The following is an 18152-nucleotide window of genomic DNA, read 5'->3' on the forward strand; positions in this document are numbered from 1 at the left end:
TTGTACCGCTGCCGTCCCCGCTCTTATCCGCCGACACCTCCGACCTGGTGTTCGGCCAGGCCGGCGACGCGCGGGGAGAACCGGTACCCGCAGAGGGTTAGGGGTTACCCCTAACCCCCCGTGCGGCACCCCAGTCTCCGTCACCGGTCATTGCGGGCGAATGGCGGCCCGGGTAGGGTGGCGCTCTTTTCTCGTTGTCGCGCGGTGAACCCGATCCCGGGCGGGGGCGCCCGCGGAAGACGGTTAGGGGTGTTGCCCCAAATGGGCCCTAACTAGCATTGCCGACAGGTCGCAGTGACTGATTTGTCGCCGATGGGCTAGTTCTTTTTGCCGCGAAATCAGTGCTTATCAGATCAGACATCCCAGAGAGACAGGATTCTCCAAGATGGCGAAACATTTCCTCTTCATGGTTCATCCCGACCACGGTCACGTGATCCCCAACCTGGCCGTGGTGACGGAACTGGTCCGCAGAGGAAACCGCGTCTCCTATCTGACCGGAGACATGATGGTGGGCATCGTGGAGGAGGCCGGCGCCACCGCGCTGCGCTACGACTCGAAGTACCGGGACTCGGACTTCCTGAACCTGGCGCGCGACCCGCTCTACCTGCTCTCGGTCCTGCTCGACGAGAGCGCGGACATGCTGGCGGCCCTGGAGTCCTACCCGGCCGACGACCTCCCCGACATGATCGTCTACGACACCTCCATTCTCTACGCGGGGCGCATCCTGGCCAGGAAGTGGAACCGGCCCGCGACCCAGCTGATCCCGATGTTCGCGTCGAACGCGAACTTCTCGTACCTGAACGCGATCTACAACTCCGACGGGGCAGAGCAGTCCATGCCGAACTGGGTGGACGACATGTTCGCCCGGATCAGCGCCCTGTCCGGCGCGCACGGGGTGGACGTCCCGCCCGCGGAGCTGTGGTGGGAGATCCAGGACTTCAGCATCATCAACATGCCGCGGTCCTTCCAGTACGTCGGTGACAGCTTCGACGAGCGGTTCGCGTTCGTGGGGCCGTGCCTGGGCGAGCGGAACTTCCTGGGTGAGTGGCGGCCGCCGGCCGGCGGGCTTCCGGTCGCGCTCGTCTCGTTCGGCGCGGTCTTCAACGAGTACCCGGACTTCTTCCAGATGTGCGTACGGACCTTCACCGGCGTTCCGTGGCACGTGGTGATCACGGTCGCGGACGGGATGGACCCCGCGGACCTGGGCCCGCTGCCCCCCAACATCGAGGCGCATCGGTGGATGCCGCACCACAAGGTGCTCCAGCACGCCTCGGTGGCCGTCACCCACGGGGGCATGGGCACCGTGATGGAGGCGCTGCACTCCGGCTGCCCGATGGTGGTCGTCCCGACCTCGTCCATCGACGCGGTGGCCGCCCGGCGGATCGAGGAGCTGAACCTCGGCCGGTCCATCCCGCCGGAGGAGGTCACCGGGGAACTGCTGCTCCAGGCGGTGCTGGAGGTGGCGGGCAGCGAGGTCATCCAGCGGTGCACGGGGGAGATGCAGAAGGATCTGCATGCCTCGGGCGGCACCCTCCGGGCCGCCGACGAGCTTGAGAAGTACCTGATGCGGATCCAGTGATGGGCGGACCACTCGAGTTTCGGATCATGGGACCGCTCGGGGTGTTCAGGAAGGGCGAGGAGCTTCGGATCGGCGGTCCCCGGGAGCGCGCGATCCTGGCCAGCCTGGTGCTGAACGCCAACCGCGTCGTCGGGGTGGACCGGCTGATCGAGGCGGTGTGGGGCGGGCACGCCCCACGGAGCGCCCGCGGGCAGATCGCCATCTGCGTGTCGCGGCTGCGCAGGGCGCTGGGGGACCGGGCGGACGACGTCATGACGTCGAGCCCCGGTTACCTGCTCAGGGCGGCCCCCGAGCAGATCGACAGGCTCCGCTTCGACGACCTCGTGGCGCGGGCGCGACGGCAGGCCGCCGGGGGAGACCGGGAGGGCGCGATCACCGTCCTGCGGGACGCGCTCGCCCTGTGGCGGGGGACCCCGTTCGAGGACATCCACAGCATGCGCTACGACGCGGCCCGGCTGCGGGAGTCACGGCTGGAGGCGATCGAGGCCTGCCTGGAGCTGGAGCTGGAGCTCGGCAACCACCTCAAGGTGATCGCGGAACTGGTTCCGGTGGTGGAGGAGCACCCGCTCAGGGAGCGCGCCCGGGCGCAGCTGATGCTGGCCCAGTACCGCTCGGGGCGCCGCGCCGAGTCACTGCGGACCTACCAGGAGGGCCGGCGGCACCTGGTGGAACAGGTCGGGCTCGAACCCGGCCCGGAGCTGAGACGGCTGCACGACCAGATCCTGCGGGACGAGTCCGCGCTGATGGAGGTGCCGGAGGTACGGCGGGCCGAGGAGTTCGTCCTCCCCTCCCAGCTGCCCCCGCAGACCCTGCCGTTCACCGGGCGCACCGCGGAACTCGCCGTCCTGGACGACGCGCTCCGCTTCTCCCCGGAGACGACCGGGCCGGGAACGGTGGTCGTGACGGGCCTGGGCGGCTTCGGAAAGACCGCGCTGGCCCTGCGGTGGGCGCACCGCAGGATCGCCCAGTTCCCCGACGGGCAGCTCTTCGCCGACCTGCAGGGGGACGAGGGCGCGGCGGCCCTGACCCCCGGTGTCGTCGCCGGCCGTTTCCTGCGGGCGCTCGGCGTGGCCGGCCACGCCATCCCGGAGGATCTCAGCGAGAAGCTGGCCCTGTACCGCAGCAGGACGGCGCGCCGGCGGCTGCTCGTCGTGCTGGACAACGCCCGCGACAGCGCCCAGGTCATCCCCCTGCTGCCGGGCGGCGCGCACTGCCGGGTGATCGTCACGAGCCGGGATCCGCTCGACGAGCTCGTGGCCCGCCAGGGCGCGCACCGGGAGTTCGTCCGGCCGCTGGGGTTCGAGGAGTCCAGGGCGCTGGCGGTGATGCTGGTCGGCACCGCCAGGATGGAGGCCGAGCCGCAGGCGATGACCAGGCTCGCGGCCAGTTCCTCGGGATGCCCGCTGACCCTGCGGATGGCGGCGGCGCGGCTCTGCTCGGGGTCCTACCGGGGATCGGCCGACGAGCTCGCCGGCCACGACGGCTACAGCCTCGCCAGGATGGTGCCCAGGGCGTCGGTCAGCGCGTTCGCCGACGCCGCCGCGCCGGGGGAGCGCCAGCCGACGTGACCGTCGGGGCGGATGAGCACGGCTCCGGCGGTGCCCACGCCGAACTCCTCCGCCCACGTCGGTGAGGTGAGCTCCGCCGAGCCGTCGGCGGAGATCTCCAGGGCGGTGACGGCGACCCCGGTGTCCTGGGCCGCCTGCTTGGCGGCCTGCGCCCAGCCGGTGCCCGCGGGCGTCATCAGGGTGAACGAGCCGCCCAGCAGGTCCAGGGTGGAGACCCGGCCGCCCCGCCGGGACAGCCAGACGTGGGGCATGCGGTGGCCGGGGCGGGCGGTCGGCACGTAGGTCCGGTAGGGGTCGGCGGGTTCCGGGGCGGGCGTCCCGTCCGCGACGACGGCGGCGGAGTCGTAGTGGAAGCCGAGCACCAGGCCCTCCGAGCTGCGCCGGCCCGCCTGCTGGTCGATCGACTCCTGCATGGTCAGGCGGCCCTCCATCATCTGGAAGGTGATGAGCGCGTTGTTCAGGCTCTCGGTGACCGTACGGTCGGAGATCGGGCGCCGCTCGGGCGTGTAGGTGTCGAGCAGGCCGGCCCCCGCGGTGCCCCGGAGCACGGCGGCGAGTTTCCAGCCGAGGTTGTGCGCGTCCTGGATGCCGCAGTTCATGCCGAACCCGCCCTGCGGGGTGGACACGTGCGCGGCGTCCCCGGCGAGGAAGACCGGGCCGCTGCGGAACTCGTCGGCGACCACGGCCTGCTGGAGCCAGGGCATGATGCCCACGATGTTCACCGCCAGGTCGGGGATGCCCGCCGCGGACCGCACCGCCGCGACGCAGACCTCCTCGGTGAAGTCGTCGGGGCTGCCGCCGTTCGCCGGGTCGTACCCGGTCTGGATCATCCACCGGCGCTGGTTGTCCACCGCCTCCACCGCGCACGGCGGGTTGCTGAGCAGGAAGTAGAGCGCGGCCTGGCGATCACGGAGCAGCGGCCCCAGGTCGGCGTCGAACATGACGCTGATCATGTTGCCCAGCGGGGGAGGGCCGGTCATGGCGATGCCGAGCGCTTCCCTCGTGGTGCTCCGGCCGCCGTCGGCGGCCACCAGGTAGCGGGCGCGGACCCCGCGGCGGACCCCCGCGGACTCGATCGTCGCCTCGACGCCGTCCGGGGTCTTCCGCATCTCCGTCATGGTCGTGCCGAACCGGACGTCGGCGCCCGGCTGCGCCTCGGCGAGCGCGCGCAGGATCACCTCGAAACGGTCCTGGGCGCAGATGTAGGTGTAGGTCGGGCTCTGCGGGGCGTCCTCGTGCAGGGGGGCGACCGCCCGCAGGAAGTCGTCGTCGGTCAGCGACGTTCCGACGCCCACCGCCAGGGTCTCCTCGCGGGGCAGTCCCGCGCGCTCGACCTCGTCCTGAATTCCCCACGCGCGGACCAGTTCCATGGTCCTGGTGGAAATGAGGCGGGCCTTGGGAAAGAGGGAGGTTTTCTGGTGCCTTTCGACGAGCAGCGAGGATATTCCGTACCTCGAAAGCTCGATCGAGGCGGACAGGCCGACCGGGCCGCCTCCGACAATCAACACCTCGACATCGAGCTCGTCCATGGCGTCAGCGTTTCGCACCGCTGTTATCAGCGTCAATAGCCGGATATCCGGATGATATCGGGCTGAAAACCGCCTTCAGTAGCCTCTCCCCTTGTAAGTGGACGATCAGATCGGCTCCCTTTCACCTCACCACTGACACCCTGGAGACGAGGATGCTCTTTACCGAAGGCTCCGTGGCCCTGGTAACAGGCGGGTCGCGCGGAATCGGGCGGGCGGTGGCGCTCGATCTGGCCAGGGAGGGCGCCCACGTCGTGGTCAACTACCTGCGCGCCGAGCAGGATGCCAAGGACCTCGTCGCCCAGATCGAGCAGGAGGGTGGCGGCGCGACGGCCGTGCAGGCCGACGTCACCAAGGAGGAGGAGGTCCAGCAGCTCTTCCGCGGCCTGCGCTCCGACTTCGGCCGGCTGGACGTGCTGGTGACCAGCGCGGGCATCACCCGCGACCGGCACCTCGTCGCCATGAGCCTCGCGCAGTTCCGCGAGCCGATGGACGTCAACGTCACCGGCACCTTCCTGAGCTGCCGGGAGGCTCTCCGGATCATGCAGCACCAGCGGCGCGGCTCGATCGTGACGCTGTCGTCGGTCAGCGGGCTCGACGGTGGCTTCCCCGGCCAGACGAACTACGTGGCGTCCAAGGGGGCGATCATCGCCTTCAGCAAGGCGCTGTCCTACGAGGCGGCGCCGCACGGCGTCCGGGTCAACGTGGTGGCCCCCGGCTTCGTCGCCACCGACATGACCCGCAGCGTTCCCGCCCAGATCAGGAAGCAGTACGAGTCCCGCATCCGGCTGGGCCGGATGGGCAGGCCCGAGGAGATCGCGTCGATCGTGAGCTTCCTCGCCTCGGACAAGGCCTCGTACGTCACCGGAGAGGTGATGGTCGCCCACGGTGGCGGCCTGGGCTGAGCCTGTCATCGCAAGCACGAGCTTCGACAGCACGAGCACGGAGGAAAGATGACCATCGACGAGCTGCGCGCCAGGGCCGCCCAGCGTCAGCAGGCGTGTGACCAGATCAAGAAGATGATCGTGAACCGGTTGGATCTGGAGATCGAGCCGAACTGGATCACCGACGACCAGCCCCTGTTCGGCCGCGGCCTTGAGCTGGACAGTCTGGACATCCTTGAGCTCTACGTGGCGATCGAGGCGGAGTTCGGGGTGGCCCTCTACGACAGCGAGATGGCGGTCTTCGGCTCGGTGTCCCGGCTCGCGGAGACGATCAAGCCCGAACTGCGAGCGGCAGCCGCGGTATGACCGTTGCCCAGTCGTCCAGGGAATCGCTCAGCCTGAACAACGACCAGATCAGGGAGCTGATCCCGCATCGCTGGCCGATGCTGCTGCTCGACCGGGTCGACAAGGTCGAGCCGGGCGTCAAAGGCACCGCGATCAAGAACGTCACCGGGACCGAGATCTGGTTCCAGGGACATTTTCCCGACGAGGCGATCCTGCCGGGCGTCGTGGTCATCGAGGCGATGGCCCAGCTCGCCGGAGTGGTCTTCTCGCTCACCGGGACAAGCAAGATCAGTTACTTGGCGGGGGTCAGGTCGATGCGCTTCCGTCGCCGGATCGTCCCCGGTGACCAGCTGGTCCTGACCGCGGAGCGGAGCGCGGGCGGCAGAGGCTTCGGGGAGTACCGGGTCTCGGCGCGAGTGGACGGGAACATCGCCGCCGAAGGAATCATCACGATCGCCGACCCGGCGGCCGGCAGCACTCATGGAGAGGTGTGAGAAATGGAATCCGTGCTTGCGAACGCGCATCCGGAGGAGACCGTCTTCGGCGAGGTGCTGGACGCGACGGTTCCGCTGCGCTTCTCGACGCCGGCCGAGGAGTACAAGGCCCTCAGGGAGCGGGCCGCGATGCTCGACCTGAGCGGGCTCGGCCTGATCGAGATCAGCGGTGACGGCGCCGTCGACTTCGCGCAGCGGGTCCTCGCCCGCGACGTCGAGTATCTGACCTCCGAGCGCTGCATGATGAGCCTCGTCCTGGACGAGTCAGGACAGATCGTCGACCAGGTGGTCGTGTGGGGCCGGGAGAACGGGATGTTCCTGGAGAGCTCCTGCGGAGCCGGGCCGCGCCTGCTCGAACACCTGCAGAAGCACAACGACGAGGGCGTCGACATCGTCGACCGCTCCGGCGAGCTGACGATCCTGGGCCTGGAGGGCCCCTACGCCTGGGGCGTGGTGGGCCGGCTGATCGACAGCGAGCTGGCCTCGCTGCCTTTCGAGGCCGTGGTGGACACGACCTGGAACGGCGTGGACATCGTGTTCGGGCGGACCGGGTTCACCAGCGAGTACGGCTACCAGATGATCGTGCCCAGGGAGTCGGCCGCCGAGCTGTGGAGGCGGTCGCTGGAGCAGGCGGTGCCCGCCGGCAACGAGGCGCTGGAGATCGCCATGCTGGAGGTCCGGCAGCCGGTGATCCGGCACGAGGCGACCGACGGGGTCAGCATCATCGAGGGCGGCGCCAACTGGCTCGTCGACATCACCAAGGAGTCGTTCATCGGCAGGGAGGCGGTGCTGGAGGCGTTCAACGGCTCCGTCGCCCGCCGGACCCTCGGCTTCGGCGGCGGCGACTCGGTCCCCGAGCCCGGCACCCGGGTCCTGGCCGCCGGTCAGGACATCGGCGAGGTGGTGTACGCGGTGCACAGCCTCGGGCTGGGCACCACGCTCGGCCTGGCACGGGTGGACGCGGAGTTCGCCGCGGCGGGCCTGACGTTCACCGTCGGCGACACCGAGGTCACCACGCTGACCAGCCCCTACATCGCACCCAAGAGCTGGAGCATCCCGATCATCTGATCGGTCGATCGTCGAAGAAGGAGTGAGCATGGCGTCGCGCCCCGTCGTCATCACCGGTCTGGGTGTAATCTGCGCCATCGGCCGTGACCCGGAAGAGTTCTGGCTACGGCTCATGGCCGGCCAGGGTGGTGTCACCCCGGTCGACGACGAGGCGTTCGCCGTGTTCACCGCCAGGTACGCGGGCCAGGTCCCCGAGGAGTGGATCACCGGGCAACTGCCGGACTCCGATGCCGCCCTGGACCGCACCGCCCAGCTGGCCCTCATCGCGGCACGTCAGGCCGTCGGCCAGGCGGGGCTGTCGGCGGGCGACGTCGAGGCCGATCGGTTCGGGCTGGTGCTCGGCAAGTGCCAGGCGACCCCCGACGCGGCGGGCCGCTACCAGCCCATGCACCGCACCGGCGACGTGGTGGCCGGGCGGCTGGGCATGCGCGGGCCGCGCATCCTGGTGTCGACGGCGTGCGCGGCCGGCGGCAACGCCGTCGGCCTGGCCAAGGACAAGATCCTCACCGGTGAGGCGGACGTGGTGCTGGCCGGCGGCGTCGACCCGCTGCTGTTCGGGACCTACGCCGGGTTCGCCGGGTTGCAGGCGCTCAGCACCGGGCCCTGCGCGCCCTACAGCCGCTCCGACGGCCTCAACCTCGGCGAGGGCGCGGCCTTCCTGCTGCTCGAACCGCTGGACCGGGCGCTGGAGCGGGGGGCGACCCCGCTGGCCGAGGTCGCCGGGTACGGGCTGTCCGCGGACGCCTACCACGCGACCGCGCCCGACCCCACCGGGCGAGGCGGTGCGAGCGCGGTACGCCGGGCGCTGGCCGACGCGGGCATGAGCACCGACGACGTGAGCTACGTCAGCGGGCACGGCACCGGGACGCCGGCCAACGACGCGATGGAGGCCAAGGTCATGCGGGCGGTCTTCGGTGACCGCGCGCCGCGGGTGCCCACCAGCAGCATCAAGTCCTTCGTCGGCCACACCCTGGGCGCGGCCGGCGCGGTCGAGGCGGTCGCCGGCGTGCTGGCGCTCCGGCACGGCATGGCGCCGCCGACCATCGGCTTCGACACCGAGGTCACGACGGACCTGGACTTCGTGCCCAACGTGGCCAGGCGGATGCCGATCGAGACCGTGGTCTCCAACAACTACGCCTTCGGCGGCAACAACGTCGCGCTCGCGCTGACCACCCCGGGGAGCGTGCGGGATTACGAGGAGTTCCCCGACCGGCCGGTCGTGATCAGCGGTCTGGGCCCGGTCAGCGGGCTGGGCACCGGGATCGCCGAAGTGGCCGAGGCCATCGCGGAAGGCCGCCAGGCCGTCGGCCGGGCGCCCTCGCTGGAGGGACGGACGTTCGCGCCCCGCTCGCTCTGGCGGCATATGAACCACCTGTCCAGGATGGCGATCGCGGCCTCCCGGCTGGCCTGGGAGGACGCCGGGATCAAGCTGCCCAGGGCGGCGCTGGACAACGTCGGGTTGATCTTCGCGACCGCGGCGGGCTCGGTGGAGAGCACCGGCGGATTCGACGAGAGCGTCGCGGTCGACCCGAACAAGCCGGCCGTGCTGAGCTTCTCCAACGTGGTGCTGAACGCCACCGGCGGCGCGGTCTGCCAGACCCTGGGGCTGCGCGGCCCGACCACCACGATCTGCAACGGCGAGGCCTCGGCCTCGATCGCGCTGGACTGCGCCGTTGAGATGATCAAGGCGGGCAAGGCGGACGTGGTGCTGGTGGTGGCGGCGGACGAGGCGACGGCCGCCGGGGCCGCCGGGGCCGCCGGGGACACAGCGGTCACCCCCTACGACCGGGAGCGCACGGGGTCCGTTCCCGGATCCGCGGCAGTGGCCATCCTGGTGGAGTCGGCCGAGCACTGCGCCGAACGCGGGGGGCGCGCCTACGCGCGAATCCTGGGCAGCGGCCACGCCGGTACCGGGGAGCAGGGCGAGCGGGAGTCGATCAGGCGCAGCCTGGCAGGTCTCTCCGCGGGGCAGGCCGGTCTGGTCGTCGGCGCGGGTACCGGCGGCCGGTACGACGCCGACGAGGCGGCGGTCCTGCTCGAACTGGTGCCGGACGGCCTGCTCACCACCTCGGTCGGGCAGACCGGTGACTGCCAGGCGGCCTCGGGCGCGATGAACCTCGCCGTGGCCGCCCTGGCGATCCGCGACGGGATCGCTCCCGCGCTGCACGGCCTGGAACACCCGTACGCCGGTGAGGTGGAGTCCTACGTCAGGAAGCCGCACCTGTCGGAGGCGGTCGATCAGGCGCTGGTGCTGACCGCGGCGGCCGACTCGGTGCGCGGCGCCGTCCTGCTGGGGGCGATGCCATGAGACCGGTTCCCGAGGCCGGCCCGCCGTTCGACGTCTCGGAGACCGATCGGCTGCTGACCACCACCCGGTCCGTCCGGCGGCGGCTCGACCTTGACCGGCCGGTGCCGCGCGAGGTCGTGGAGGAGGCCCTGGAGGTCGCCGTCCAGGCCCCGACCGCCAACAACCAGCAGCACTGGCGCTGGCTGGTGGTCACCGAGGCCGGCATCAAGGAGAAGCTCGCCGAGATGATGCGGGTCTCCTGGAACTTTCACCGCAACGACGTATGGACCGGTGCCGGTCGCAGGAGGAACACCGAGGCGGCACGGCGGAACAACGCATCGGTGGTCGCGCTGGCCGAGGGGATCGCGAGGGTGCCCGTCCTGGTCATCCCCTGCGTGCTCGGCCGGCCGCCGGACATCGCGGCCATCGACGCCGCCTGGGAACGGCAGATGGCGGCCAAGCCCGCGGAGGACACCGGACACGGGGTGCGGCTCGGCGCCATGCGGGCGAGCACCTTCTACGGCTCGATCTTCCCGGCGATCTGGTCCTTCCAGCTGGCACTGCGCAGCCGGGGCCTGGGCAGCACGATCACCTGCATGCACGTGCCCTTCGAGCGGCAGGTGGGCGAACTGCTCAACATCCCGTCCGGGGTCACCCAGGTGTGCATGGTGCCGGTCGCCTACACGATCGGTACCGACTTCCAACCGGCGAAGCGGTACCGAGCCAGAGAACGCACGTATTGGGAGGGATGGCAGACATGACCGTTGAGTACGCCGACGTAGTCGTCGTCGGTGGCGGAATCGCGGGCGCGTCCGCGGCCAGCAAGCTGGCCGCGGGTGGTCTGTCGGTCGTCTTGCTGGAGAAGCAGAAGGTCTACCAGGACCTGGTGCGCGGTGAGTGGCTGGCGCCCTGGGGCGTTCGGGAGGCACAACTGCTCGGCGTCGCCGACTGCTTCGCGGCCGGCGGTGCCTGGGAGATCCGCGAGTGGATGACCTGGGACGAGGCCATTCCCGCGGACGAGGTCGAGGCCATCGACATGACCCGGTCGATGCCCGAGGTCGGCGGCCCGCAGTCCTTCCCGCACCACGCGGTGTGCGAGCTGATGGCGGCGCAGGCGGCGGAGTACGGCGCCAGGCTGGTGATGGACGCGGCCAAGATCAAGGTCACTCCCGGCGCGGAGCCGAGGGTCACCTACCTCGACAACGGCACCGAGCACGAGATCAGGACCAGGATGGTGCTCGGCGCCACCGGCCGGGTCGGCAACGTCGGCCGGCAGATCGGCGTCTCGATGAGCGGCTCCGTGCACCACTGGGGCGGCGGCATGATGGTCGAGGGGCTGGACGACTGGCCCTCCGACGTACAGGCGATGGGCACCGAGGGCGACGTCATGTTCATGGTGTTCCCGCAGGGCTTCGGCCGGGCGCGGCTCTACCTCAACCTCGCGACCGGCACCCAGCACCGCTACCGCGGACCCGACGCGGTGCGGAACTTCCTGAACGCCTTCGAGCTCAACTGCCTGCCCGACCGGGGCAAGGCGGTGACCCAGGCGATCCCCGCCGGGCCGCTGGCGGTCTGGCCGTCGATGACGCTCATCCCCGACGGGCCGCCGCTGACCGATGGGGTGGTGCTGATCGGCGACGAGGCGGGAAACGGCGACACCGTGCTGGGCACCGGCCTGTCGTGCAGCATGCGCGACGCCAGGACCGTCGCCGACATCCTGCTGGAGAACGACGACTGGTCGGTGGGGGCCTTCGACCCCTACCTGAAGGAGCGCAAGGCGCGGATGGACCGACTGAACTTCGGCGCGGCCATCATCAGCAAGCTGTACGCGGAGTTCGGGCCCGAGGCCACCGAGCGGCGCAGGCGCGCCCGCCGGTTGATGTCGCAGAACGTCGCACTGCAGGTGACGGGGCTGTTGAACATGGTGCCCCCGGAGGATGTGCCGGAGTTCGGCTTCAGTGAGTTCTTCGCCGAACGGTTGTTTAGGGAGACCGCATGAGCATGGAATCGTTGGTCAACAGGACGCTGCACGTCAACGGCGTCGACATCGCGTTCGTCGACCAGGGCGAGGGCGACCCGGTGGTCCTGCTGCACGGATTCCCGGACTCCTCCTACCTGTGGCGCCACCAGATCCCGGCGCTGGTCGAGGCGGGTTTCCGGGTCATCGCCCCGGACCTGAGGGGGTTCGGCGAGTCCGGCAAGCCGCAGGAGGTCGAAGCCTACGACATGCAGACGATCGTCAACGACGTCGTCGAGCTGACCCTGGCACTGGGCATCCGCAGGGCGCACCTGGTCGGCCACGACTGGGGTGCCGCCATCGCGTGGATGTACTCGTTCCTGATGCCCCGCAGGGTCGACCACCTGGCCGTGCTGTCGGTCGGCCACCCGGGGGTGTTCTCCACCCCGACGCTGGAGCAGCGGGCGGCCTCCTGGTACATGCTCTTCTACCAGTTCCCCGGGGTGAGCGAGGCGCTGCTGCGCCGCAACGGGTGGCGGCTGTTCAAGCAGATCATGGGCCGCGAGGGCGACCACACCCGCTACCTGCGCGACCTGGCCCGCCCGGGCGCGCTGACCGCCGGACTGAACTGGTACCGGGCCAACCGCTCGCCGGAGTCCGAACTCCGTCCCGAGCGGCCCTTCCCGCCGGTTCTCGCCCCCACGCTGGGCATCTGGTCGGCCGGTGACAAGGCCATGATGGAGGAGGGCATGACCGGCTCCGCCAAGTACGTCAAGGGCCCCTGGCGCTACGAGCGGATCGAGGACGCCAGTCACTGGATCCCCCTCGACGCCCCCGATCAGGTCAACAAGCTGCTGATCGGCTTCCTGGGCACCGAGAAGCCGGCCGAGGCGGCCAACCGCCGCAGGCGGCGGCTCTAGCCGGGGGGACAGGGAGATCTCATGCTCGGGTTCCTGTTTCCCGGACAGGGCACGGTCCGCGTCGGCATGGGCGCCTGGCTGCGCCGCAAGCCGGTGGCCGCGCAGGTGTTCGCCCAGGCGGACGAGCTGCTCGGGCAGCCGATCTCGCCGCTCTGCGCCAAGGGGCCGCTGGACCGCCTGGTCGCCACCGAGCACGCCCAGCCGGCGGTGACCGTGTGCAACCTGGCGGCGCTGGCCGTGCTCCGCGCCGACGGGCACGAACCCGGCCTGGTCGCGGGGCACAGCGTCGGCGAGCTCAGCGCGCTGTACGCGGCGGGCGTGCTCGACCTGGCGGGCACGCTCCGGCTGGTGGAGATCCGGTCCCGGCTGATGGCCGAGGTCGGGGTGACGGGCGGGATGAGCGCGGTGATGGGGCCGGCCGTCGAGGAGGTCGAGGCGCTGGCCGCCGAGGCCGCCACCGCGGACGAGCCGCTCGTCGTAGGCCTGGAGAACGCGCCGGGCCACACGGTGGTCTCCGGCGCCCTGCCCGCGATCGAGCGGCTGGGCAAGCTGGCGAGCGGCGCCAGAAAGATCGTGCCGCTCCAGGTCAGCAACGCCTTCCACTCTCCGCTGATGGCCCCGGCGGTGCCCGGCTGGCGGGAGGCGGTGCGCGCCGCGCCGATGGCGCCGCCCCGCGTCCCGGTCGTGCCCAACGTCACCGCCGAACCCACCACGGATCTGGACGTGATCAGGGAGGCACTGATCACCCAGCTCACCGAGCGGGTGCGGTGGACCGAGACGGTGCTGCGGACCACCACGACCACCCTCTGCGTCGAGGTGGGAGACAGCAAGGTGCTCGCCGGGCTGTCGCGCGGCGTCGGCGCCCGCTGCCTGAGCATGACCGACCCCGGCACACCGCGGCGGCTGGCCCAGGAGCGGGGCGCGTGAGCCGGTGGGGCTGCGCCATGGTCTCCTTCGCCGGGCTCTCCCGGCCGAAGGAGCTCCTCGGCGAGATGCGGCTGGAGCAGGTCTACACCCGCCCGGAACGTCTGCGATCGGGCACCGGCCGCACCCTCCAGCACTGGGCGGGCCGCCTCGCGGCCAAGCGGGCGGTGCTGCGCCTGCTGGACGTCGCGGAGACCGCCGAGCATCTGGGCCAGGCGGAGGTGCTGCCCCGGCCCACCCCGATGTGCTCCCGGAGCGCCGTCTGCCTGCACGGGCACCCGCCCGGCGTACGGCTGAGCGGTGCCCTCGCCGACGCGGCGGGGGACAGGGAGCGGATCCGGATATCCATCAGCCACACCGCCGCCTGCGCGCTGGCGGTCGCGCTGGTCTCGGCGCGGCTCCCCGAAGACGACCACCCCGATGGGGTTTGACGATGAGGTTCGACGGTGAGGCCTGACATGGACATGCGACAGATCGCGGAAAACCACCTGAAGGCCTGGCAGAGCGGGGACGCCGAGGCGGTGGCAGCGTCGGTGGACGCCTTCGGCGATCCGGACACGGCGGGCCCGCTGAGCGGGGAGGCGCTGGCCGCCCACGCGGGCGAGGTACTGGCCCGGTTCGGCAACCTGCGCTTCCACGTCGAGCACCTGGCAGCCACCGAGGAGTTCGCCGTGCTCTCCTGGACGTTGGAGGCCGACCACCGCGCCCCCTACCTGGCCATGCCCGCCGTCGGCAGGCCCGTCCACGTCACCGGGACCGACCTGCTGGTCAGGGAGGGGGGGACGGTGCGCGTCCAGCGGTGCTTCGACCGGCTGGCCGTCGCCGCCGCGCTGGGATTCGAGGCCAGGTTCGTGCCCGAGGCCGACGAGGAGCGGGAGTTCGGGGTGAGCACGCGGACCACCCCGGGGCGTACCGCACGTCCCGGCGCCCTGGCGCTGACCTGGCTGGAGGTCGACGACGGCGCGCAGGCGGCCGAGGTCGACCTGCTCAGCGTGGAGGTCGTCAAGGCGTTGCGCGCCTCGAAGGGATTCCTCGGCGCCTCGACCTTCGACATCGGCAGGCGCAAGTTCACCCTGAGCGCCTTCGACCGCCCGGAGTCCGTCCGCGCCGTACACGGCCGGCCCCACCAGCGGGCGATGCGGCGCTTCTTCAAGGGTGGACTGTGCACCCGGGCGCTCACCAGCATCTGGCTGCCGGCCACGGTCCGCGAATACGCCCGCTGTCCCGACTGCGAGACCGTCTTCTCGACGGACGAGGGCGCGGCCTGTGGTTGTGGCTGGATTCCTGAGCGCGAATCCCTATTGTGACTGGAGTGCGATCTTGCCCACCCCTTCCCCCTGGTCCCCCTTCACCGCCGAGCACCGGCTTGACGACGGTGACCGGCCAACCGTGGTGTTCATGTCCGCCCTGTTCGCCGGAGGCTGGATCTGGGATCATCCCTACCGGCGGCTGGAGAGCGCCGGCTGGCCGGTGCTCCGTACCAACGAGCCCATCTGCGCGCTCGACAGCAAGATCGTCGGTTCGATCGAACGACTCGGCGACGTGCTGCTCGAGGTCTGTGACGAGGCGGGGGTCAAGGACATCGTCATCTGCGCCAACTCCCTCGGCGGCCTGGTCGCGATCGACCTGGCGGGCCGCTTCCCCGAGCGGGTACGCGGCATCGTGGTGAGCGGGGCCCCCGGTCTGACCCCCGACCCCGACGTCGGCCTGAGCTTCGACCGCAGAGCGAGCGTGCAGCCCGCCGGCGAGGAGTTCCGCGACCGCATGCTGAGCGCCCTGTTCCACGGCGAGCCGCTCTTCACCGAGGAGCAGCTGGAGACGACCGCCACCCTGCTGCGGCACCCGCCCGCGATGGTGAGCATGGCCCGCAGCATCAAGGCCACCCGCGTCTACAAGGTGCTGCCGGCCATGGACAAGGTGACCTGCCCGTCGATGTACGTGTGGGGGGAGCACGACCGGATGACCCCGGTCGACGCCTGGGTGAAGGCCCTGGCCGGCTACCCGCAGTACGAGATGGTCCTGGTCGGGGAGTGCGGGCACATCCCGATGATCGAGCGCGCCGAGGAGTACTCGGCCTGCCTCGACCGGTTCCTGGCGCCCTTCGCCGAGGCGGCCGGGACGGCCGGAGCGCCCGCGTGACCCGCTCGGCGGTCCTGGTGGGCGTGGACATCGTGGAGACGGACCGGATCGCCAGGACCGTCTCCGACGGCGGCGCCGCCTACGGCAGGCGGGTCACCACGCCCGCCGAGCGGGAACTGCACGCCGGCTCGCCTCTCGCGGCCGCCGCCTCGTTCGCGGTCAAGGAGAGCTTCATCAAGGCGGTGGGCGGCCGGCCGGCCGGGTTCGACTGGCACGACTTCGAAGAGCGGGGCGAGGAGCAGCGGTGGGCCACCCCGCTGCTGGCCGAGGCGGCGTCGGTGCTGGGCGCGTCCACCGAGCTGACACTGACCACGGGCGCGTCGTACACCATCAGGGGCGCCAGCCGCCGTGCCGCCCTGGCCCGGCTGGCGCCGCGGGAGAACGACGCCCCGGTGGCCGGCGCGGCCCGGTGGGGCCTCCGCGCCGGACTGCTCGTCGCGCTGGCGATAGTGACCGTCGATTCCAAGGGAGCATTGTGATGTCGCTTGTCCAGGCGGAGGGGGAGACCTTCGTCGAACCCGGAGAGTCGATCCAGCGAGCGCTCGACGAGGCGGGGCCGGGAGCGACCATCCGCCTGACCGAGGGAACCTACGCCGAGAGCCTGTGGATCAGGCACAGCGGGGTCACCCTGGTCGGTGAGGGGCCGGAGCTGACCAGGCTGGTTCCCGGTGCGGCGGCGGAGGTGGGCATCCCGCAGCTGCACGACGCGTCGGAGGACGTGGTCAGCGGCGTCAGCGTGCACGGTGACGGCATCCGCGACGTCACCGTGCGCGGGCTGGCGGTGAGCGGCTTCTCCGGCTCCGGCGTCTACGCGCACACGGTCCAGGGGCTCGTCGTCGAGGACGTCGAGGCGCGGGACAACGACTTCTGGGGCATCTACGTCCGCGAGTCCAGCGGTGTCGAGGTACTGCGCTGCCGGGCCTCGGGGAGCCAGTACGCGGGCATCGCGCTGAGCTTCTGTCCCGAGGCGAACGCGCTGGTCGCGGAGAACGAGACCTCCGCCAACGCCTTCGGGATCTTCGTCGACAACTCCTCGAAGGCGCGGATGCTGCGCAACACCTGCCACGGCAACTCCGCCGGGCTGCTCCTGCTCAACCAGACCTACGAGGGCGAGCTGCCGGGCGGGGTGAACGACTGCCTGGTGGCGGAGAACGAGCTCCGCGGCAACGGGCTGCTCAGCGGGGAGGGCAACCCGAACGGCCTCGGCGAGGCGGGCCCGCCGATCTCCGGGGTGGGCCTCGCGCTGATCGGCGCCCACCGCGTCACCGTGGTGGGAAACCGGATCCACGACAACCACCCGAGCGGCCCCTCGGTCATGGGCGGGGCGTTCGTGCTGGGATCGTCCAAGGACTGGGGAGGCGACGAGTCCCTGGACAACCACATCTCCTGGAACCGGATCACCGGCAACACCCCGCTCGACGTCCAGGTCGACGCCGACTTCACCCGGCAGGGTTTCGCCAACAACGTGGCGAACGCCACCGCGCCCGACACGATCGAGGGCTGCGCCGCCGAGGAAACCCGATGACCGCCACCCTGAGCTGTACGGGGCTGAGCAAGAGGTACGGCGACATCCTCGCCGTACAGGACGTCGGCTTCTTCATCGAGAAGGGGGAGGCCTACGGCCTGCTCGGTCCCAACGGGGCGGGCAAGACCACCGCGATCTCCATGCTGGTGGGCCTGCTGCAGCCGGACACGGGGAGCGTACAGGTCTGTGGCCACGATCTCGCGACCGATCCGCTCGCGGCGAAGGCGAAGATCGGGTACGTCCCGCAGGAGATCGCGCTCTACCCCGACCTGACCGGCAGGGAGAACCTGCGCTTCTTCGGCAGGCTCTACGGGCTGCCCCGGCGGGAGCTGGCGAAGCGGATCGACGAGGTGCTCGACTTCGTCGGCCTGTCGGACCGGGCGGACGGAAAGATCGACACCTACTCGGGCGGGATGAAGCGCCGGATCAACATCGGCGCGGCCCTGCTGCACCGGCCGGAGGTGCTCATCCTGGACGAGCCGACGGTCGGGGTGGACCCGCAGAGCCGCAAGGCCATCCTGGACGGGGTCGAGCAACTGGTGGCCGACGGCATGAGCCTGCTGTACACCTCGCACTACATGGAGGAGGTCGAGCGGGTCTGCAAGCGCGTCGGGATCATCGACCACGGCAAGGTCATCGCCGAGGGCACCCGCAAGGAACTCGTCTCCACCCTCGGCAGCGCGGACCGGGTCGAGCTCGTCCTCGACGGCGACCTGGACGTCGCGACCGACAAGCTGCGCGCGGTGGAGGGGGTCACCGAGGCGGTGCGGGTGGGCACCTCGTCCATCCGGCTGATCGTCAACGAGGGAAGTCACCTGCTGCCCACCCTCATCGCCGCGGTGCGGGGCATCGCCGTCGTGACGGCCGTCGAGGTCGTCGAACCCGACCTTGAGGCCGCGTTCCTGCACCTCACCGGCAACAAGCTGCGGGACTGAC

Annotated in this window: 18 protein-coding genes; 17 read left to right on the forward strand and 1 reads right to left on the reverse strand. The window is 70.8% G+C overall.

Annotated features, from left to right (window positions below; translation table 11 throughout):
- Positions 1-385: 385 nt before the first annotated feature.
- Positions 386-1579 (forward strand): macrolide family glycosyltransferase, encoded by a 1194-nt coding sequence (locus AB0K21_RS30485; protein WP_343964532.1) that lies wholly within the window; start codon positions 386-388, stop codon positions 1577-1579.
- Positions 1579-3147, forward strand: coding sequence for a BTAD domain-containing putative transcriptional regulator (locus tag AB0K21_RS30490; RefSeq protein WP_343964534.1), 1569 nt, complete (start codon positions 1579-1581; stop codon positions 3145-3147). Before AB0K21_RS30485 ends, AB0K21_RS30490 begins: the two co-directional genes overlap by 1 nt.
- Here AB0K21_RS30490 and AB0K21_RS30495 read toward each other — a convergent pair.
- Complete coding sequence (locus tag AB0K21_RS30495) at positions 3063-4676, reverse strand: FAD-dependent monooxygenase (protein WP_364155147.1); 1614 nt, start codon at positions 4674-4676, stop codon at positions 3063-3065. The genes AB0K21_RS30490 and AB0K21_RS30495 overlap by 85 nt on opposite strands.
- A gap of 173 nt (positions 4677-4849) precedes the next feature.
- On the opposite strand from AB0K21_RS30495, the gene fabG reads away from it, so the two are divergent.
- From fabG to AB0K21_RS30570, 15 genes are read left to right on the forward strand one after another with little or no spacing between them, the layout of a single operon-like run.
- Entirely contained in the window at positions 4850-5578 is a 729-nt protein-coding gene (gene fabG / locus AB0K21_RS30500) for a 3-oxoacyl-ACP reductase FabG (protein ID WP_364155149.1), read from the forward strand.
- A 48-nt stretch (positions 5579-5626) separates the two neighbouring features.
- Positions 5627-5923, forward strand: a complete 297-nt coding sequence (locus AB0K21_RS30505; protein WP_343964540.1) for a phosphopantetheine-binding protein — start codon at positions 5627-5629, stop codon at positions 5921-5923.
- Positions 5920-6396: a 3-hydroxyacyl-ACP dehydratase FabZ gene (gene fabZ / locus AB0K21_RS30510; protein WP_030916365.1), complete on the forward strand. Its 477-nt coding sequence runs from the start codon at positions 5920-5922 to the stop codon at positions 6394-6396. The genes AB0K21_RS30505 and fabZ overlap by 4 nt, the downstream gene beginning before the upstream one ends.
- A 3-nt stretch (positions 6397-6399) precedes the next feature.
- Positions 6400-7464 carry a glycine cleavage T C-terminal barrel domain-containing protein gene (locus AB0K21_RS30515; protein ID WP_343964543.1) on the forward strand — a complete coding sequence of 355 codons (1065 nt, stop codon included), beginning with the start codon at positions 6400-6402 and terminating at the stop codon, positions 7462-7464.
- A 28-nt stretch (positions 7465-7492) separates the two neighbouring features.
- Complete coding sequence (locus tag AB0K21_RS30520; RefSeq protein WP_343964545.1) at positions 7493-9772, forward strand: beta-ketoacyl-[acyl-carrier-protein] synthase family protein; 2280 nt, start codon at positions 7493-7495, stop codon at positions 9770-9772.
- A complete protein-coding gene (locus AB0K21_RS30525) occupies positions 9769-10512 on the forward strand; it encodes a nitroreductase family protein (protein WP_343964547.1) in 744 nt (247 codons plus the stop codon). The genes AB0K21_RS30520 and AB0K21_RS30525 overlap by 4 nt, the downstream gene beginning before the upstream one ends.
- The gene (locus AB0K21_RS30530; protein WP_343964549.1) at positions 10509-11750 is read left to right on the forward strand and encodes an FAD-dependent oxidoreductase; all 1242 of its coding nucleotides are present in this window, start codon (positions 10509-10511) and stop codon (positions 11748-11750) included. Before AB0K21_RS30525 ends, AB0K21_RS30530 begins: the two co-directional genes overlap by 4 nt.
- Positions 11747-12628 carry an alpha/beta hydrolase gene (locus AB0K21_RS30535; RefSeq protein ID WP_364155152.1) on the forward strand — a complete coding sequence of 294 codons (882 nt, stop codon included), beginning with the start codon at positions 11747-11749 and terminating at the stop codon, positions 12626-12628. The genes AB0K21_RS30530 and AB0K21_RS30535 overlap by 4 nt, the downstream gene beginning before the upstream one ends.
- Before the next feature lie 21 nt (positions 12629-12649).
- On the forward strand, positions 12650-13555 hold the full coding sequence (locus AB0K21_RS30540; protein ID WP_343964553.1) for an ACP S-malonyltransferase: 906 nt from the start codon (positions 12650-12652) through the stop codon (positions 13553-13555).
- Positions 13552-13983 carry a phosphopantetheinyl transferase gene (locus AB0K21_RS30545; protein ID WP_343964555.1) on the forward strand — a complete coding sequence of 144 codons (432 nt, stop codon included), beginning with the start codon at positions 13552-13554 and terminating at the stop codon, positions 13981-13983. The genes AB0K21_RS30540 and AB0K21_RS30545 overlap by 4 nt, the downstream gene beginning before the upstream one ends.
- Before the next feature lie 27 nt (positions 13984-14010).
- Positions 14011-14859 carry an ester cyclase gene (locus tag AB0K21_RS30550; protein ID WP_343964557.1) on the forward strand — a complete coding sequence of 283 codons (849 nt, stop codon included), beginning with the start codon at positions 14011-14013 and terminating at the stop codon, positions 14857-14859.
- A gap of 13 nt (positions 14860-14872) precedes the next feature.
- Positions 14873-15691, forward strand: a complete 819-nt coding sequence (locus tag AB0K21_RS30555) for an alpha/beta hydrolase (protein WP_343964559.1) — start codon at positions 14873-14875, stop codon at positions 15689-15691.
- On the forward strand, positions 15688-16170 hold the full coding sequence (locus tag AB0K21_RS30560; RefSeq protein ID WP_343964561.1) for a 4'-phosphopantetheinyl transferase superfamily protein: 483 nt from the start codon (positions 15688-15690) through the stop codon (positions 16168-16170). Before AB0K21_RS30555 ends, AB0K21_RS30560 begins: the two co-directional genes overlap by 4 nt.
- Positions 16170-17216 carry a right-handed parallel beta-helix repeat-containing protein gene (locus AB0K21_RS30565; RefSeq protein ID WP_343964563.1) on the forward strand — a complete coding sequence of 349 codons (1047 nt, stop codon included), beginning with the start codon at positions 16170-16172 and terminating at the stop codon, positions 17214-17216. Before AB0K21_RS30560 ends, AB0K21_RS30565 begins: the two co-directional genes overlap by 1 nt.
- Positions 17213-18151: an ABC transporter ATP-binding protein gene (locus AB0K21_RS30570; protein ID WP_343964565.1), complete on the forward strand. Its 939-nt coding sequence runs from the start codon at positions 17213-17215 to the stop codon at positions 18149-18151. Before AB0K21_RS30565 ends, AB0K21_RS30570 begins: the two co-directional genes overlap by 4 nt.
- Position 18152: the final 1 nt, after the last annotated feature.

This window comes from Streptosporangium sp. NPDC049248, assembly GCF_040678965.1.
In the GTDB taxonomy this organism is placed as follows: Bacteria; Actinomycetota; Actinomycetes; order Streptosporangiales; family Streptosporangiaceae; genus Streptosporangium; species Streptosporangium fukuiense.

Coding starts and splice junctions, on each gene's coding strand:
- AB0K21_RS30565 (WP_343964563.1), top strand. CDS start 16,170: ATGTCGCTTGTCCAGGCGGAGGGGGAGACCTTCGTCGAACCCGGAGAG.
- AB0K21_RS30550 (WP_343964557.1), top strand. CDS start 14,011: ATGGACATGCGACAGATCGCGGAAAACCACCTGAAGGCCTGGCAGAGC.
- AB0K21_RS30520 (WP_343964545.1), top strand. CDS start 7,493: ATGGCGTCGCGCCCCGTCGTCATCACCGGTCTGGGTGTAATCTGCGCC.
- AB0K21_RS30570 (WP_343964565.1), top strand. CDS start 17,213: ATGACCGCCACCCTGAGCTGTACGGGGCTGAGCAAGAGGTACGGCGAC.
- AB0K21_RS30535 (WP_364155152.1), top strand. CDS start 11,747: ATGAGCATGGAATCGTTGGTCAACAGGACGCTGCACGTCAACGGCGTC.
- AB0K21_RS30540 (WP_343964553.1), top strand. CDS start 12,650: ATGCTCGGGTTCCTGTTTCCCGGACAGGGCACGGTCCGCGTCGGCATG.
- AB0K21_RS30525 (WP_343964547.1), top strand. CDS start 9,769: ATGAGACCGGTTCCCGAGGCCGGCCCGCCGTTCGACGTCTCGGAGACC.
- AB0K21_RS30490 (WP_343964534.1), top strand. CDS start 1,579: ATGGGCGGACCACTCGAGTTTCGGATCATGGGACCGCTCGGGGTGTTC.
- AB0K21_RS30485 (WP_343964532.1), top strand. CDS start 386: ATGGCGAAACATTTCCTCTTCATGGTTCATCCCGACCACGGTCACGTG.
- AB0K21_RS30495 (WP_364155147.1), bottom strand. CDS start 4,676: ATGGACGAGCTCGATGTCGAGGTGTTGATTGTCGGAGGCGGCCCGGTC.
- AB0K21_RS30505 (WP_343964540.1), top strand. CDS start 5,627: ATGACCATCGACGAGCTGCGCGCCAGGGCCGCCCAGCGTCAGCAGGCG.
- AB0K21_RS30515 (WP_343964543.1), top strand. CDS start 6,400: ATGGAATCCGTGCTTGCGAACGCGCATCCGGAGGAGACCGTCTTCGGC.
- AB0K21_RS30530 (WP_343964549.1), top strand. CDS start 10,509: ATGACCGTTGAGTACGCCGACGTAGTCGTCGTCGGTGGCGGAATCGCG.
- fabZ (WP_030916365.1), top strand. CDS start 5,920: ATGACCGTTGCCCAGTCGTCCAGGGAATCGCTCAGCCTGAACAACGAC.